At 74.1% G+C, this 14,950-nt stretch carries 14 protein-coding genes; 9 read left to right on the top strand and 5 right to left on the bottom strand.

What is annotated here, in order from left to right:
• Positions 1-8 precede the first annotated feature (8 nt).
• The 4 genes from ACIRD3_RS21795 to ACIRD3_RS21780 all read left to right on the top strand — a co-directional run bounded on the left by ACIRD3_RS21795 (position 9) and on the right by ACIRD3_RS21780 (position 3,926).
• A complete protein-coding gene (locus ACIRD3_RS21795) occupies positions 9-2,276 on the top strand; it encodes an ATP-dependent DNA helicase UvrD2 (protein WP_402219048.1) in 2,268 nt (755 codons plus the stop codon).
• Positions 2,277-2,534: 258 nt separating this feature from the next.
• Complete coding sequence (locus ACIRD3_RS21790; RefSeq protein WP_402219046.1) at positions 2,535-2,993, top strand: hypothetical protein; 459 nt, start codon at positions 2,535-2,537, stop codon at positions 2,991-2,993.
• Between the two features lie 169 nt (positions 2,994-3,162).
• Entirely contained in the window at positions 3,163-3,531 is a 369-nt protein-coding gene (locus ACIRD3_RS21785; RefSeq protein WP_402219043.1) for a WhiB family transcriptional regulator, read from the top strand.
• Entirely contained in the window at positions 3,528-3,926 is a 399-nt protein-coding gene (locus ACIRD3_RS21780; RefSeq protein WP_402219040.1) for a hypothetical protein, read from the top strand. The genes ACIRD3_RS21785 and ACIRD3_RS21780 overlap by 4 nt, the downstream gene beginning before the upstream one ends.
• A 103-nt stretch (positions 3,927-4,029) precedes the next feature.
• Here ACIRD3_RS21780 and ACIRD3_RS21775 read toward each other — a convergent pair whose 3' ends face one another.
• Entirely contained in the window at positions 4,030-5,457 is a 1,428-nt protein-coding gene (locus ACIRD3_RS21775; protein WP_402219037.1) for an ABC1 kinase family protein, read from the bottom strand.
• Positions 5,458-5,625: 168 nt separating this feature from the next.
• Positions 5,626-6,354 carry a TetR/AcrR family transcriptional regulator gene (locus ACIRD3_RS21770; protein ID WP_402219035.1) on the bottom strand — a complete coding sequence of 243 codons (729 nt, stop codon included), beginning with the start codon at positions 6,352-6,354 and terminating at the stop codon, positions 5,626-5,628.
• A gap of 171 nt (positions 6,355-6,525) precedes the next feature.
• Between ACIRD3_RS21770 and ACIRD3_RS21765 the strand changes: the two genes are divergently transcribed.
• Positions 6,526-8,049 (top strand): MFS transporter, encoded by a 1,524-nt coding sequence (locus ACIRD3_RS21765; protein ID WP_402219033.1) that lies wholly within the window; start codon positions 6,526-6,528, stop codon positions 8,047-8,049.
• Between the two features lie 249 nt (positions 8,050-8,298).
• On the opposite strand, the gene ACIRD3_RS21760 is transcribed toward ACIRD3_RS21765, so the two are convergent.
• Positions 8,299-9,387 carry a TOMM precursor leader peptide-binding protein gene (locus tag ACIRD3_RS21760; RefSeq protein WP_402219031.1) on the bottom strand — a complete coding sequence of 363 codons (1,089 nt, stop codon included), beginning with the start codon at positions 9,385-9,387 and terminating at the stop codon, positions 8,299-8,301.
• 255 nt (positions 9,388-9,642) lie between these two features.
• Between ACIRD3_RS21760 and ACIRD3_RS21755 the strand changes: the two genes are divergently transcribed.
• Positions 9,643-10,380: a M48 family metallopeptidase gene (locus tag ACIRD3_RS21755; RefSeq protein ID WP_402219028.1), complete on the top strand. Its 738-nt coding sequence runs from the start codon at positions 9,643-9,645 to the stop codon at positions 10,378-10,380.
• A gap of 109 nt (positions 10,381-10,489) precedes the next feature.
• Here ACIRD3_RS21755 and ACIRD3_RS21750 read toward each other — a convergent pair whose 3' ends face one another.
• Together ACIRD3_RS21750 and ACIRD3_RS21745 are read right to left on the bottom strand one after the other, a co-directional pair.
• On the bottom strand, positions 10,490-11,077 hold the full coding sequence (locus ACIRD3_RS21750) for an NUDIX hydrolase (protein WP_402219026.1): 588 nt from the start codon (positions 11,075-11,077) through the stop codon (positions 10,490-10,492).
• Positions 11,074-12,597 (bottom strand): zinc-dependent metalloprotease, encoded by a 1,524-nt coding sequence (locus tag ACIRD3_RS21745; RefSeq protein ID WP_402219023.1) that lies wholly within the window; start codon positions 12,595-12,597, stop codon positions 11,074-11,076. The genes ACIRD3_RS21750 and ACIRD3_RS21745 overlap by 4 nt, the downstream gene beginning before the upstream one ends.
• A gap of 198 nt (positions 12,598-12,795) precedes the next feature.
• On the opposite strand from ACIRD3_RS21745, the gene ACIRD3_RS21740 reads away from it, so the two are divergent.
• The 3 genes from ACIRD3_RS21740 (at position 12,796) to ACIRD3_RS21730 (ending at position 14,927) form a co-directional block, all read left to right on the top strand.
• Entirely contained in the window at positions 12,796-13,944 is a 1,149-nt protein-coding gene (locus ACIRD3_RS21740; RefSeq protein WP_402219021.1) for an NAD-dependent epimerase/dehydratase family protein, read from the top strand.
• A gap of 143 nt (positions 13,945-14,087) precedes the next feature.
• Positions 14,088-14,528, top strand: a complete 441-nt coding sequence (locus tag ACIRD3_RS21735; RefSeq protein WP_402219020.1) for a molybdenum cofactor biosynthesis protein MoaE — start codon at positions 14,088-14,090, stop codon at positions 14,526-14,528.
• A gap of 207 nt (positions 14,529-14,735) precedes the next feature.
• Complete coding sequence (locus ACIRD3_RS21730; RefSeq protein WP_402219017.1) at positions 14,736-14,927, top strand: hypothetical protein; 192 nt, start codon at positions 14,736-14,738, stop codon at positions 14,925-14,927.
• Positions 14,928-14,950: the final 23 nt, after the last annotated feature.

Below are 14,950 nucleotides of genomic sequence, written 5' to 3'. Positions count from 1 at the left end.
CTGAGAGGATGGAACGCATGCAGGAAGACCTCTTGAGCGGCAGCCCGTACGACGGCCCCCACGGCTCCCCCTGGGCCGACCCCGGCACCGCCACGGGCCCCGACGCCGTGCTCGCCGGGCTCGACCCCGAACAGCGCGCCGTCGCCACCGCCCTGCACGGCCCCGTCTGCGTCCTCGCCGGCGCCGGCACCGGCAAGACCCGCGCCATCACCCACCGGATCGCCTACGGCGTGCGCAGCGGCGTCTACCACCCGCAGCAGGTCCTCGCCGTCACCTTCACCGCCCGCGCCGCCGGCGAGATGCGCGGCCGGCTGCGCCAGCTCGGCGCCGACGGCGTCCAGGCCCGCACCTTCCACGCCGCCGCCCTGCGCCAGCTCCAGTACTTCTGGCCGCGCGCCGTCGGCGGCCCCGTCCCGCAGCTGCTCGAACGCAAGGTCCAGCTGGTCGCCGAGTCCGCCGGCCGCTGCGGCCTGCGCGTCCAGCGCACCGAACTGCGCGACCTCACCGCCGAGATCGAGTGGGCCAAGGTCACCCAGACCGCCCCCGAGGACTACCCGGCCGCCGTCGCCAAGTCCGGCCGCGAAGCCCCCCGCGACCCGGCCGAGACCGCCCAGGTCTACCGCGTCTACGAGGAGGCCAAGAGCCGCCGCGGAAACATGGACTTCGAGGACGTCCTGCTGCTCACCGCCGCCATCCTGGAGGACCGCCCGGACATCGCCGACCAGGTCCGCTCCCAGTACCGGCACTTCACCGTCGACGAGTACCAGGACGTCTCCCCGCTCCAGCAGCGCCTGCTCGACCAGTGGACCGGCCCCGGCGGCGGCGCCAGCCTGTGCGTCGTCGGCGACGCCAGCCAGACCATCTACTCCTTCACCGGCGCCACCCCCGACTACCTGCTGAACTTCCGCAGCCGCCACCCCGAGGCCACGGTCGTCAAACTCGTCCGCGACTACCGCTCCACCCCCCAGGTCGTCCACCTCGCCAACGGGCTGCTCGCCCAGGCCCGCGGCGAGGCCGCCCGCCACCGCCTGGAACTCGTCTCCCAGCGCGAGGCCGGCCCCGAGCCCGTCTACACCGAGTACGAGGACGAGCCCACCGAGGCCGAGACCACCGCCCGGCGGATCAAGGAACTCCTCGCCGCCGGCGTGCGCGCCAGCGAGATCGCCGTCCTGTTCCGCACCAACGGCCAGTCCGAGGTCTACGAGCAGGCCCTCGCCGACCTCGGCGTCCCCTACCAGCTCAAGGGCGCCGAGCGGTTCTTCGAGCGCCCCGAGGTCCGCGACGCCGGCGTCCTGCTGCGCGGCGCCGCCCGCGCCGCCTCCGACCCGCTCACCGACGGCGCCCCCGACCTGGCCGGCCAGGTCCGCGCCGTCCTCGCCACCCGCGGCTTCACCCCCGAGCCCCCGGCCGGCTCCGGCGCCGTCCGGGACCGCTGGGAGTCCCTGGCCGCCCTCGTCCGGCTCGCCGAGGAGTTCGAGCGCACCCGCGCCGCCGAGGGCCGGACCACCGACCTCGCCGCCTACGTCGCCGAACTCGACGCCCGCGCCGCCGCCCAGCACGCCCCCGCGGTCGAGGGCGTCACCCTCGCCTCCCTGCACGCCGCCAAGGGCCTCGAATGGGACGCCGTCTTCCTCGTCGGCCTCACCGAGGGCACCCTGCCGATCATCTACGCCAAGACCGACGAGCAGGTCGAGGAGGAGCGCCGACTGCTGTACGTCGGCGTCACCCGCGCCCGCAAGCACCTCACCCTCTCCTGGGCGCTGTCCCGCTCCCCGGGCGGCCGCGCGAGCCGCAAGCCCAGCCGCTTCCTCGACGGGCTGCGCCCCGGCTCCGCCGCTCCCGGCGCGCGGACCGGCGCGCGCGGCGGCCGCGGGGGCGTCGAACCCGGCGAGCGCTCCGCCGCCCGGCGGGTCCGCGGACCGGTCAAGTGCCGGGTCTGCGACCGGGTGCTCACCGACGCCGTCGAGCGCAAGCTGCGCCGCTGCGAGAGCTGCCCGTCCACGATGGACGAGGCGCTCTACGAGCGGCTGCGCGAGTGGCGCGCCCGGCAGGCGAAGAAGCAGGGCGCCCCGGCCTACGTGGTGTTCACCGACGCGACGCTCATGGCGATCGCCGAGGACGTGCCCGCCGGCCGCGGCGAACTGGCCTCGATCTCCGGGGTCGGTGCGATGAAGCTGGACAAGTACGGGGCCGCCGTGCTCTCGTTGTGTGCGGGGGAGGAGCCCGAGGAGGATCCGGACGGCGTCGAGGACGACGGTCCGGTCGATCCGGCGTGAGCCGGCGCGGGCGCGGTCCAGGGGACTGCTCGGGGACTTCGACACCGGCCGTGGAACACGCCGTGGAACTCGCCGCGAAAAATAGTTTGCGCGGCATACCGGGAGCGCAATAGCCTGCCGGAGCGGTCAAGGGGACGCGGTCGCACGGGGTGACACCTGTGCCGATTCCCCTCGCCCACAGCTTTACCGAGACAGACATCCGAACATTCGGGGCCGGGGGAACCTGGCTCCGCGAGACGCCGAGAGGAGGCGAAGACAGTGGGAAACATCATGATCACCAAAATGACTGGCCAGACCGTTGTCGCTGCCTCCCTGCGTGCCGCCCGCCTGCGGGCGCTCGCCGAGCTCGGTGGAACCGGTCTGGGTCTCGACACCACCGGTGTCTCCGTCGCCCCCGTTGTCAGTGGTCTTGGACACACTGAGCTGTGCCTCACGGCCGGCAGGAGCATCGAAGGCACCGTTGTCGAGACCGGTCTGTCCCGTGACTGGGCGCCGGTCGGCACGTCGCGCTCCCCGCGCGATGAGCGACCGACCCAGGCACCGAAGGCGGCCGTAGCCGCTGCCATTCATGGCGGCTATGCGCGGGTCATCGGTGCCGGAAACGCCCAGAAGCAGAACGAGCAGCTGATCAACCAGGCCATGGCCGCCTTCAACGGCGCCGAGGCCTTCCGGATGCGGGCCTTCCGCGGGCCTGAACCCTGGAGAGAACGAACCTGAGCCAGCCTCAGGTCGGCCACTCCAGGGCCGCGGAACCCGTCACCACCGGGATCCGCGGCCCTTCTGTTTTGTCCGGTACGCAAGACCACCCAGGCCCTCCGGGGCCTCCGGCCCAGCACCACCAGTCCACTGGGCCGGAACCACTGAGAAGACGAGGAAGACGCCCACAGTGTCCACGGTCATCACACCGCCCACCCCGTCCGTACCGCCGACAAGCCAGATCACCAAGGCCGACCAGGCCGACCCCCCGGAGGTTCCTTCCATGCAGATCAGCTCGATCGAGCAGGCCGAGGCTCTCGGTCTCCCCATCCCCTGCCGCGCCTTCGACCCCGAGGTCTTCTTCGCCGAGACGCCCGCCGACGTCGAGTACGCGAAGTCCCTCTGTGGCACCTGCCCGGTGAAGGACGCCTGCCTCGCCGGCGCCCTGGAGCGGCGTGAGCCGTGGGGCGTCTGGGGTGGCGAGCTCTTCGTCCAGGGCGTCGTCGTGGCCCGCAAGCGGCCGCGTGGCCGCCCGCGCAAGACCGAGGTCATGGCGTGAACCCCGCCGACCAGGCCAGGGTCGTCCGCCGGGGAGAGCAGCCCCCGCTGGACAGCGCCCTCCGCCGTTCCGTGCGGATCGCCGCCGCCAAGGCCGACGCCGCAGCCCGTAGCCCATTTCCGAGCACGCACCACGAGCAGGACCACGACATGACCCCCGCCGCCGTCGATCCCACCGCCCGCGCCGAGCAGGCCACCGAACGTCAGACCCAGAACAGGATCCTCGAAATGCAACTCCTCCACGAATCCCTGGCCCGGGCCCATATGCAAGACAGGCTCCACGAGGCCGAGAACCAACGGCTCGTCAGCCGGGTCGTCCGGGCCCGCAAGCTCAAGCAGCGGGCCGAGCGGGCCTCGCTGCGGGCCCGCAAGGCCCTGGCCGTGGCGCTGATGTAGCGCCCGCGGGCCCCCGGGCCCTCCGCTCGACCCCCGTCGTGCCGCAGGCCGCTCCCCCTGAGGGGGAGCGGCCTGCGGCCGTTGGCGCGGGACGCCGGTCGGCTCAGCCCTCGGCGGAGCCGGTGCTCCTGCGCGCCTTCGGCTGCTGCGGCGGCTGCTGCCGGGCCTTGTGCACCTTGTGGGGCTGCTTGGGCCGCTTGGGCCGGTCGGCGAACTCCGGGAGCCACTCCAGCATCTCCGCGCGGAACGGCGCCTCGGCGCCCAGCTGGCAGAGCACGCCGATGGTGCTCAGCGTCACCCGGTGGATCAGCAGGTACGCGGGGGGCAGGTTCAGCTGCTTGCCCAGGTCGTAGGCGGGCGAGCGCGGATCGGCGATCCGGGCCGCCTGGGCCCGCATCCAGGCCCGGGTGAAGTGGAAGTTCTCCACCGCGGCCGGCTCGATGATCGGCAGCAGGTAGTCCAGCACCGCGTCCGGGTCCAGCTGGATCGAGGGCTTCACGAAGCCCTCCTCGCGCAGCATCTTCAGCACGCCCGCCGCGTCCCCGTCCAGGGCCATCCGCAGCGAGGCCCCGATCGGGGCGGGCAGCCCGCCCGGCAGCCGGTCCACGGTGCCGAAGTCCAGCACGCCCAGCCGCCAGCCCTCGGCCGGACCGTCGTCCTTCAGCAGCCGGAAGTTGCCCGGGTGCGGGTCGGCGTGCAGCAGACCGGTCCGGGACGGGCCGGCGAACAGGAAGCGGGCCAGCAGCTGGCCGGCGCGGTCGCGCTCCTCCTGGGTGCCGCGCGCGATCACCTCGGCCAGCGGGGTGCCGTCCATCCACTCGGTGACCAGCACCTGGTCGGCCTGGGCCACCACCCCGGGCACCACGATGTCCGGGTCGCCCGCGAACTCCTCGGCGTGCCGGCGCTGGGCCTGCGCCTCCAACTCGTAGTCCAGCTCCTCCGAGACGCGCTCGCGCAGCTCGGTGATCAGCGGCTTGATGTCCAGCCCGGGGATCAGCGGGCCCAGCAGCCAGGCCACCCGGCTCAGCTGCGACAGGTCCGCGAGCAGGGCGTCGCCCGCGCCCGGGTACTGCACCTTCACCGCGACCCGGCGCCCGTCGTGCCAGACCGCGCGGTGCACCTGGCCGATCGAGGCCGCCGCCGCGGGCCGGTCGTCGAACTCCAGGAACAGCCCGCGCCAGTCGGGCCCGAGCCGCTGGGCGAGCGCGGTGTGCACCGTGGCGGCGGGCATCGGGGGAGCGGCGTCCTGCAGCTTGGTGAGCGCCGCCCGGTACGGGCCGGCGACCTCCTCGGGCAGCGCGGCCTCGAAGACGGACAGCACCTGTCCGAACTTCATCGCCCCGCCCTTGAGCTCGCCGAGGACCTTGAAGAGCTGGTCCGCGGTGGCCTGTTGGAGCTCGGCGGTGACCACCTCGGCCGAGCGGCCGCCGATGCGCTTGCCCAGGCCGAGCGTGGCGCGACCGGCTATCCCCAGCGGCAGGGCGGCGAGCCGTGCCGTACGGGTCATTGCCTTGCGCGGAAGATCGCTCACCCGGGCCTCCAATCCCTGGCCCCCCGATCACCGGACGGCCGACCATCACTACGCCATTGTGCCCGCTCCCCGCCCCGGGCCCGTCGGAATTCTGCGGGGTGGGGCGGGGAGTGCCGTCCCTTTGCGGGGAGTTGGGCGGCTTGGTCCGGCCCTTGGCCCGGCCCGAGGTCAGCGGGGCAGTCGCAGGGCGAGGCCGTCCAGGACGACCTCCAGACCGTAGGCGAACTTGGCGTTGCGGGTCTCCACCGGGTCCGGGGCCGGGTCCGCGGCAGCGGCCGTGTAGGCGCCGGAGAGGTGGGCGTAGTCGGCGGTGGCCTCCAGGGCGGCCGGCATCAGCCGGGCGATGAACTCGGCCTCGGTCTCGCCGGAGCGGGCGATCGTGGTGAGCCAGGCGGCCTCGGTGGTGCTCATCCCGATGACGTAGGAGAGCAGCACCTCGATCGCCCGGGCCGGCTCCGGGAAGCCCGCGGTGGAGAGGAGGGCGCCCAGCCGCTCCGAGTAGGAGAGCAGGTTGGGGCCGAGGTAGGCGAGGCCGGCCTGGCCCAGGACGGAGGAGAGCCAGGGGTGACGCAGGGCCGTCGCCCGGAACGCCTCGGCGGCCTCGACGGCGGCGGCGCGCCAGTCGGGGCTGTCGGCGGGCGGCACGGCCATCTCGCCGAAGACCTCGTCCACGGCGAGCTCCATCAGCTCGTCCTTGGTGGCCACGTGCCGGTAGAGGGAGGTGGCGCCGGCGTTCAGCCGGGCGGCGAGCTTGCGCATGCTCAGGGCGTCGATGCCCTCGGCGTCCAGCGCGGCGATCGCCTCGCGGACGATCGCGGCCCGGCTGAGGGCGGGCTGGTCGGGCTCGCGCTGCGGGCGGGCCCACACGGACGGGATCGGGGTCGTTCGGGCGGCCATGGGCGGCTCCTCCTCCTCGCTGCTGCACGCACCACCCGGTGCGCACACCGTTCGCATCGAGCGTACAGGAGTCGATGGTTGCGCACACCGTTCCGCTGTGCGTACAGTGTTCGCATCGAAGGAACGACGTGCGCATCACTGGAACGGTGTGCGCAACAGGGAGGGGTAGCCATGTCAGTCGACGACGCGACCGGGGCCGGGAGTCGGAACCCGCACCGCTGGTGGATCCTGATCGTGCTCTGCCTGAGCTCGCTGGTGCTGGTGGTCGACAGCATGGCCCTGACCGTCGCGGTGCCCTCGATGACCGCGGACCTCGGCGCGAGCGCCCAGGACACCCAGTGGATCCTCGACTCCTACGTCCTGGTCTTCGCCGGCCTGCTGCTGACCTCCGGCAGCCTCGGCGACCGCTTCGGCCGCCGGAAGGTCATGATCATCGGATTGCTGCTCTTCGGGGCGGCATCGCTCGCGGCGAGCTTCTGCACCAACCCCGGCGAGGTCATCGCCGCCCGGATCGCGATGGGCGTCGGCGGCGCGCTGATCATGCCCTCGACCCTGTCGATCCTCATCACCGTCTTCGACGAGGAGGAGCGCAACAAGGCGATGGCCGCCTGGGGATCGGTCTCGATGCTCGGGCTGGTCGGCAGCCCGGTGCTCGGCGGGGTTCTGATCGACCACTTCTCCTGGCACTCGATCTTCTTCATCAACGTCCCGGTGGTGGCGCTGGCGATCCTGGCCGGCCTGCTGCTGATGCCGGAGTCCAAGGGACCGTGGCAGAAGCCCGACCCGCTCGGCGCCGTGCTGTCCGCCGTCGGCATGACCGCCCTGATCTGGTGGATCATCGAGATCCCGCAGCACGGCGCGTTCGCCGGCCGTGCGCTGCTCACCCTGGCCGTCGCGGTGGTCGCCCTGGTCGGCTTCGTGGTGTGGGAGAACGTCACCGCCGCGCCGATGGTGCCGCTGGCGCTCTTCAAGGCCCGCAACTTCAGCGGGGGTTCGCTGTCGCTGACCCTGGTGCAGATCGGCAACGGCGGACTGCTGCTGGTGCTCACCCAGTACCTCCAGTTCGTCCTCGGGTACTCGCCGGTCAAGGCGGGCCTCGCGTTCCTGCCGCTGGCCGTCGCGGCGCTGCTCGGCAACGGGCTCGGCGCCAAGTTCGCGGCGAAGTTCGGGAACCGGCTGCTGATCCTCGCCGGGATGCTCGTCATGGCCTCTTCGTTCGCGCTGCTGACCACCGTCTCGGCCGACACCGGCTTCACCGTCCCGGCGGTCGCGCTCGGGCTGCTCGGCCTCGGGGCGGGCCTGGCGATGCCGGCCGCGGTGGGCGCGCTGATGGGGACGATCCCGCCGGAGCAGGCGGGCGTCGGCTCGGCGCTGAACGACACCATCCAGCAGGCGGGCACCGCCCTCGGCATCGCGATCCTGGGCTCGCTGCTCTCCAGCGGCTTCGCGAGCGGGATGCCGGCCGGGACGCCGGAGCAGGCGAGGCACTCCATCGCCGGGGCGCTGGCGCTCGCGAACGGGGACTCCGGACTGGTCCGCACCGCCCGGGAGGCGTTCACCGCGGCGATGACCACGACCTTCACGGTCAGCGCGATCGGTGTGCTGGCGGCGGCGATGGTGGCGACGCTGGTGATGCGGGACCGGAAGGCGGCGCAGGCGGAGCAGGGCGAGGAGCAGGGGGTGGTCGCCGCCTGAGTGGTCGGGGCGGGGTGGGGGACGCGGAGAAGGCCGGCGCCTTGGGGCGCCGGCCTTCGGTGTTCTGTCGCCTTCTTGGGGCCCCTCCCCCCCTCCCCCCACCCCACCCCGCCCCGTTTCGTTTCGTGTGGCCGTCTGGTCTGTCTTGGGCAGACCAGATCGAGCCGGACCAGACCAGACCAGACTGAGCCGGACCAGGCCGGGCCAGGCCGAGCCATGCCCAGGTCGGCTCAGTCGGACCCTTCCGGCTCAGGCCGGTGGCAGCGGCTGCCAGAGGCAGCCGCAGTCCGGATGTCCGCGCAGCCGCAGCCGCCGGGCCATCCCGTCCGCCGCCGACACCTCGCACCACCCGTCCACGCTCGGCGGCCGGCCGCCGTCCAGGTACACCTGCACCTGCAGCGCGGCCAGCCCGGCGACCGCCGTCGCCAGGGCCGTGTCGCAGGCCGGTGTCGGGGCGCGGCCCGGCCCCTGGTGGGCCAGCTGGGCCAGCACCCGGGGCCAGGCGGCGTCCTCGTCCTCCCGCCGCAGCACCAGGCAGTGCCCGCAGGCCGACTTCCCCGGGACCACCAGCGGCCCGACGACGCCGAACTCCTCGACCACGCCCACGTACAGGTGCGGCACCCCGGCCCGGAGCAGCAGCCTGGCCTCGTACGTCCCGCCCGCGAAGGCGGCGCTGCCGTCCCGGGGCGCGAGGACCACGAAGTCCGGCGGCGGGTCGCCGGGCCTGCGGCGCGGTGGCGGCGCCATCGGACGGCCCGCGGCGCGGCGCACCGCCTCCCGGGCCGCCGTGGTGCGCAGCCGCCCGACGTCCCCGGGCGGGAGCCCGGCGGGGGAGCAGTCGCCCGGCTTCACCCGGCCCTCGTCCGCGACGGTGACGCTGCCCGCTCCGCCGGCGGCCAGTACCGCCGCCACGGCGGCGCCGACCCGGCCCGCGCCGCGCACCTCGATCCGCGCGTCGGCCCGGCGGGCCAGGACGGCCGGCGCGGCACCCGGGCCGGAGTGCACCAGGGAGAGCGAGGCGAGGTCGGGCCCGAGCAGCTCCCGGTGCGGCTGGGGGAAGCGGGCCAGCGCGCGTTCGGCGGCCTCCGCGTCGTCCAGCAGCCCGGTCTCCGCGAGTTCGGTGAGCAGGGTGTCGGCGGGCTCGCGGCCGAGTCCGATCCGCTCGCCGGCCTCGATGAGCTCGGGCCGGTCGCGGGTGCCGTCGAGCAGCCCGAGGAACTCGCACAGCGTCGGGTCGGCGTTGCCGAGCACCCCCGCGTGGCGGGTGACGGTGCCGAACTGCAGGGTCTCGGAGTCCCGCCAGCTGCGGGACAGGGCGGGCTTCAGAGCGAGGCGCACGGCGATCTCCCTTCCGATCGTTTCCGGACGGCTGACCGCAGCATGCCCCATCACGGCGACGGGGTGCCGAAGGTTATCCACAGGACCGTGCACATGATCAGAACATTGGTTCGCACGCCCTGTGGATAACCGGCCATCCTCCCCGGCGTCGGTTTCCGGACACCCGCCGTCGACTTTTCGTTCCCGATCACTCCATGAAAGATTCCGGCCACGGCAGCGGACTTCTGTCCGTGCCACCGGGTAACGTCGTGTGCCATGGCAGCCGAGCGGGACTCCCATCCACCGGCGTCGCGTCGGCGTGCCCGTGCCGCGTCCGGGGCGCAGGTCGCGACGCCGAACACGCGCGGGCGCCCGGACCAGAAGCACTCGGAGCAGCAGTCGAGGTCGGCGCCGTCGCCGCATCCGCCCGTCGGGGCGCTCTCCCCCGAGGTGCACGACGGCCGGCGGGTCGAGGTGCGGCGCAGCGCCCGCCGCAGCCGTACGGTCTCCGCCTACCGCGAGGGCGACCGCACCGTGGTGCTGATCCCGGCCCGGATGTCGCACGCCGAGGAGCAGCGCTGGGTCGCGCAGATGCTGGAGAAGCTCGCCGCCCAGGAGTCCCGGCGGATCCCCGGGGACGAGGCCCTGATGGCCCGGGCCCGTGAGCTGTCGGCCGCCTACCTGGACGATCGCGCCCACCCCACCCAGGTCCGCTGGGTCACCAACCAGAATTCGCGCTGGGGTTCCTGCACCCCGAGCGAGGGGACGATCCGCCTCTCCCACCGCCTGCAGGGCATGCCGGAGTACGTGCTGGACTACGTGCTGCTGCACGAGCTGGCGCACCTGCTGGTGCCGGACCACGGCCCGGCGTTCTGGGCGCTGCTGGAGGCCTACCCCCGGACCGAGCGGGCCCGGGGGTACCTGGAGGGCGTGGTGTCGGCCGCGCGGCTGCCGCACATCCCCGGTGCCCGGCACGCCGACCCGGGGTCGGGTCCGGCCGGCTCCTGCGGCTGACACCGGCCGGGAGCGGCGGCGGGTGGGCGGAGCTCGTCACGAGGAGCGGAGCAGAGACGAGAAGGGGGCGCGGGCCACAGTGGCCCGCGCCCCCTTCTCGTGTCGTGCCTCAGCCGGTGAGCCGCCGCGCGCGGGCCACCAGGTCGCGCACCGAGTGGTCGGTGAGCTCCGGCAGCCGGTCGAAGTCGAACCAGCGCAGGTCCAGCGATTCCTCGCTGATCAGCGCCTGCGCGCCGGCCGGGGCCAGCGCGATGTACTGGACGTCCAGGTGGGTGTTCTCCGGCCGGTCCTTGCCGGTGCAGCGGACCTGGTGGCGGTCCAGCTTGGCCGGGACGGGGGCGCCGTCCGACTCCAGCAGGACCAGGTCGGGGATGCCGGACTCCTCGACGGCCTCGCGCAGCGCGGCCGAGGCGAGGTCGCCGTCGCCGGGCTCGCAGTGGCCGCCCATCTGCAGCCACAGGCCGACCTTGGGGTGCAGGGTGAGCAGCACCCGCCCGGCCGCCGGGTCGACGACCGCCGCGCTCGCGGTGATGTGCGCGGGCAGGCAGGACCGGTACAGGCCCTCGGGCTGCGCGGCCAGGTGCTCCAGGTAGTCCAGTCGCAGCCGCTCCTGGTCCTCCTCGGCGGGGCGCCAGGCGGACAGCGTGCGGACGGCGTCCGCGTGCAGGGTGGACGCGGACGTCTCGGTGTCCGTCATGCGGTGGGCTCGCCCTTCCCGTCGGAGTCGGTGCCGTCGTTCTTCGGCTCGCCGTCGCCCTTGGTGAGGTCGGGCTTGCCGGCCGCGGCCTCGCCGAGCAGCTTGTCGAGCGCGTCGAAGTCGATCCCGCCCTCCAGGCCGTCCGCGGTGTCCCGGTGCACGAAGGCGTCCGGGTCGTCGAGGTCGGCGGCGGTGGGCAGCATGTCCGGGTGCTCCCAGAGCGCGTCCCGGCCCTCGACGCCGCGGGCGTCGGCGAGCAGTGCCCACAGCCGGGAGGCGTCGCGGAGCCGGCGCGGGCGCAGCTCCAGGCCGACCAGGGTGGCGAAGGTCTGCTCGGCGGGCCCGCCGGCCGCGCGGCGGCGGCGGACGGTCTCGCGCAGCGCGCCGGCCTGCGGCAGGTGCGGTTCGGCGGCGGCGTGGACGACGGCGTCGACCCAGCCCTCGACCAGCGCGAGCGCGGTCTCCAGGCGGGCGAGCGCGGCCTTCTGCTCGGGGGTGTCCTCGGGCTGGAGCAGGCCGCCGGCCAGCGCGTCCTGGAGTGCCTCGGGGTTGGTCGGGTCGAGCTGGCCGACCAGCTCCTCCATGCGGGAGGTGTCGACCTTGATGCCGCGGGCGTAGGCCTCGACGGCGCCCAGCAGGTGGGCGCGCAGCCACGGCACGTGGGCGAAGAGCCGCTGGTGGGCGGCCTCGCGCAGGGCGAGGTAGAGGCGGACCTCGTCGGCGGGCACGCTCAGGCCCTCGCCGAACTCGGCGACGTTCTGCGGCAGCAGCGCGGCCTTGCCGGCCGGGGCGAGCGGCAGGCCGACGTCGGCGGAGCCGACCACCTCGCCGGCCAGCGCGCCGAGCGCCTGGCCGATCTGGGTGCCGAACATGGCGCCGCCCATGGAGCGCATCATGCCCATCAGCGGGCCGGCCATGGCCTGCATCTCCTCGGGCAGGATGCCGCCCATGGCGTTGCCGACCCGCTCGGCGACCGGGTCGACCAGGTCCTTCCAGACCGGGAGGGTGGCCTCGATCCACTCGGCGCGGCTCCAGGCGACGGCGGTGCCGGCGCCGGAGGGGAACTCGGTGGAGCCGTCGAGCCAGAGGTCGGCCAGCCGGACGGCCTCGGCGACGGCGGAGCACTCGGCGTCGCTGACCGAGCGGTCCTTGCTCTTGCCCTCGGCGGGCTCGGCGACCACGGTCTGCCGGGCGATGTTCGTGGCGAGGTCCCAGTTCACCGGGCCGCCCTCGAACGAGAGCATCTGCCCGAGCTGCTGGAACGCGGCGCCGAGGTCGCCGGGGTTCATCCCGCCGAACATCGCGGCGAAGGGGTTGTCGGCACCGGCGCCGCCGGGGCCGCCCGGGGCGCCGGGGAGGCCGAACATCGCGCCGAAGGGGTTGGCGCCCCCGAAGCCGAACGGCTGCGGGCCGGAGCCGGACTGGTCCTGGTCCTTCTTCTTCTGCGCGTCGTCGGGCTTGGCCTTGCCGTCCTCGGGCTCCTCGGGCGGAACGCCGAATCCGAAGGGAAGGTCGCTCACGGGGTCCTCGATCCGGTCGGCCGTCATGCGGGTGTGGCGGAAAAGTCTGCGCCCGGGGCGGCGGCGGAGTGGGGGACTCGGGGGCGGCTCCCGCGCGGCTGGCCCGCGCCGGGTGCACCGCCGGGCCTTCGCCTCGGGCAGGATGGACGTACGTGACACACGTCCGTACGCACATAAGCTAACCGTGGAGGATGGCCGGTGAGTTCCCCGCCTTCGGACGTTCGCTCTGGGCTGACCGGAGGAGAGGACGCGTCGGACACCACGGCGTCACCGCCTCCAGCCTACGGCGGACGGCCGCTGACCGTGGCGGTGACCGGCGCCGCGGGCGTGCTGGGCGAGCGGGTCGCGGCGCGACTGGTCGCCTCCCCGCACGTGAAGAAGGTCCTGGCGGTGGACGACCGGCGCGGCGAGGTCCCGGGTGTGCACTGGCGGGTGCTCGACGTGCGGGACCCGGCGGTGGCCGAACGGCTGGCCGGGGTCGACGTGGTGGTGCACCTGGCGATGGACTTCGGCATGGAGTCGGATCCGCGGGCCCGCAGCGCCTACAACGTGCGCGGCGCCCAGACGGTGCTGACCGCGGCCGCCGCGGCCGGGGTGCACCGGGTGGTGCTGTGCACCTCGGCGATGGTCTACGGCGCGCTGGCCGACAACGAGGTGCCGTTGGCCGAGGACTCCGAGCTGCGGGCGACCGAGGAGGCCTCGCTGGTCGGGGACCTGCTGGAGATCGAGCGGCTGGCCCGCCGGGCGCCGCGCGCCCACCCCGGGCTGCAGGTCACGGTGCTGCGCCCGGCCGTGGTGGTCGGCCCCGGGGTGGACACCGTGCTGACCCGGCACTTCGAGGCGCCCCGGCTGCTGGTGGTGGCCGGCTCCCGCCCGTGCTGGCAGTTCTGCCACGTGGACGACCTGTCGGCGGCGCTGGAGTACGCGGCGCTGGGCCTGGTCGAGGGCGAGGTGACGGTCGGCTGCGACGGCTGGCTGGAGCAGGAGGACGTGGAGCGGCTGTCGGGGATCCGGCGGATGGAGCTGCCGGCCGCGCTGGCGCTCGGCACGGCGGCCCGGCTGCACCGGCTGGGCCTGACCCCGGCGCCGGCCGGGGACCTGGCGTACACGATGTACCCCTGGGTGGTGTCCGGCAGCCGGCTGCACGAAGCGGGCTGGCGTCCGGCGCACACCAACGAGCAGGTGCTGGCCGAGCTGCTGGCCCAGGTGTCCGGCAAGCACGCGGTGGCCGGGCGCCGGCTGGGCGGGAAGGAGGCCGCGACCAGCCTGGGGGCGGCCGGGGCGACGGTGGCGCTGGTCGGTACGGCGGCGCTGGTGCGCCGGGCCCGCAAGCGGCGCCGGTTCTGACGCGGGGCCCGCGTGGTGCGGTGCCGGGCGGTGGACCGGCGCCGTTTCTCGCGGCTCCCGCGTTTTCTCACGATGCGAAATTGCCACATCGTGATGCGGAAGACACTTGCCTCCGACGGGCCCCGATGGGGAATCATGGGGTCATGTCCGAGAACCACGACCCCATCCGCCTGCTCGCCATCCGCGACACCCCGCTCTCGCTGGACGAGGTGTACGAGGCGGTCGGCGACGACGCGGCCGGCGGCACCACCGTCTTCGTCGGGACGGTCCGTGACCACGACGGCGGCAAGTCGGTGACCGCGCTGGAGTACAGCTGCCACCCCACCGCCGAGCAGGAGATGCGGCGGATCGCCGAGAAGGTGTGCGCCGACTTCCCGGTCAAGGCGCTCGCCGCGGTCCACCGGGTCGGCCGGCTGGAGATCACCGACAAGGCCGTGATCGTCGCGGTCTCCTGCGCCCACCGCGGCGAGGCCTTCGCGGCCGCCCGCCGGCTGATCGACGACCTCAAGCACGAGGTGCCGATCTGGAAGCACCAGGTCTTCACCGACGGCGAGGAGGAGTGGGTCGGCGCCGGCGGCTGCTGAGGCCCGCACCCCGCGGAACCGTCCGCACACCCCGCGCGTCTGTCGGGTCAGGCGCGCCGGGGTCTCACTCGAACGGGTTCGCGGCGGCGCCCCGAATACTCCCTGGAAGTGAGCCGATCGGCCGTCCCGTAACCCGGACGGCGCCGGCCGCGTTGTCCGCCGGAGTGGTTAATCTGCTCATAGACACGACGAGCTGGGAGTACTGACATGGGTGCGCTCGCCTGGTTGATCATTCCGGTTGTCGCCGTCCTGGTCGCGGCCCTCTGGGCGGGATGGGCCCAGCGGGCCCCGCGGGCCACCGGGGACCCGGCCTCCCTCGCCGAACACCGGCGCTTCATGGCCGCCATGGAACGCACCACCGCGGGAGCCGCCGCCCCCGGCGAGCGCTCCGGCCGGTAGCCCGGCGGGCGCGGCTTCATCCG

The sequence above is a fragment of the Kitasatospora sp. NPDC093550 genome, from assembly GCF_044764985.1.
GTDB lineage: Bacteria > Actinomycetota > Actinomycetes > Streptomycetales > Streptomycetaceae > Kitasatospora.
This window is presented reverse-complemented; position numbering and strand designations above follow the sequence as displayed.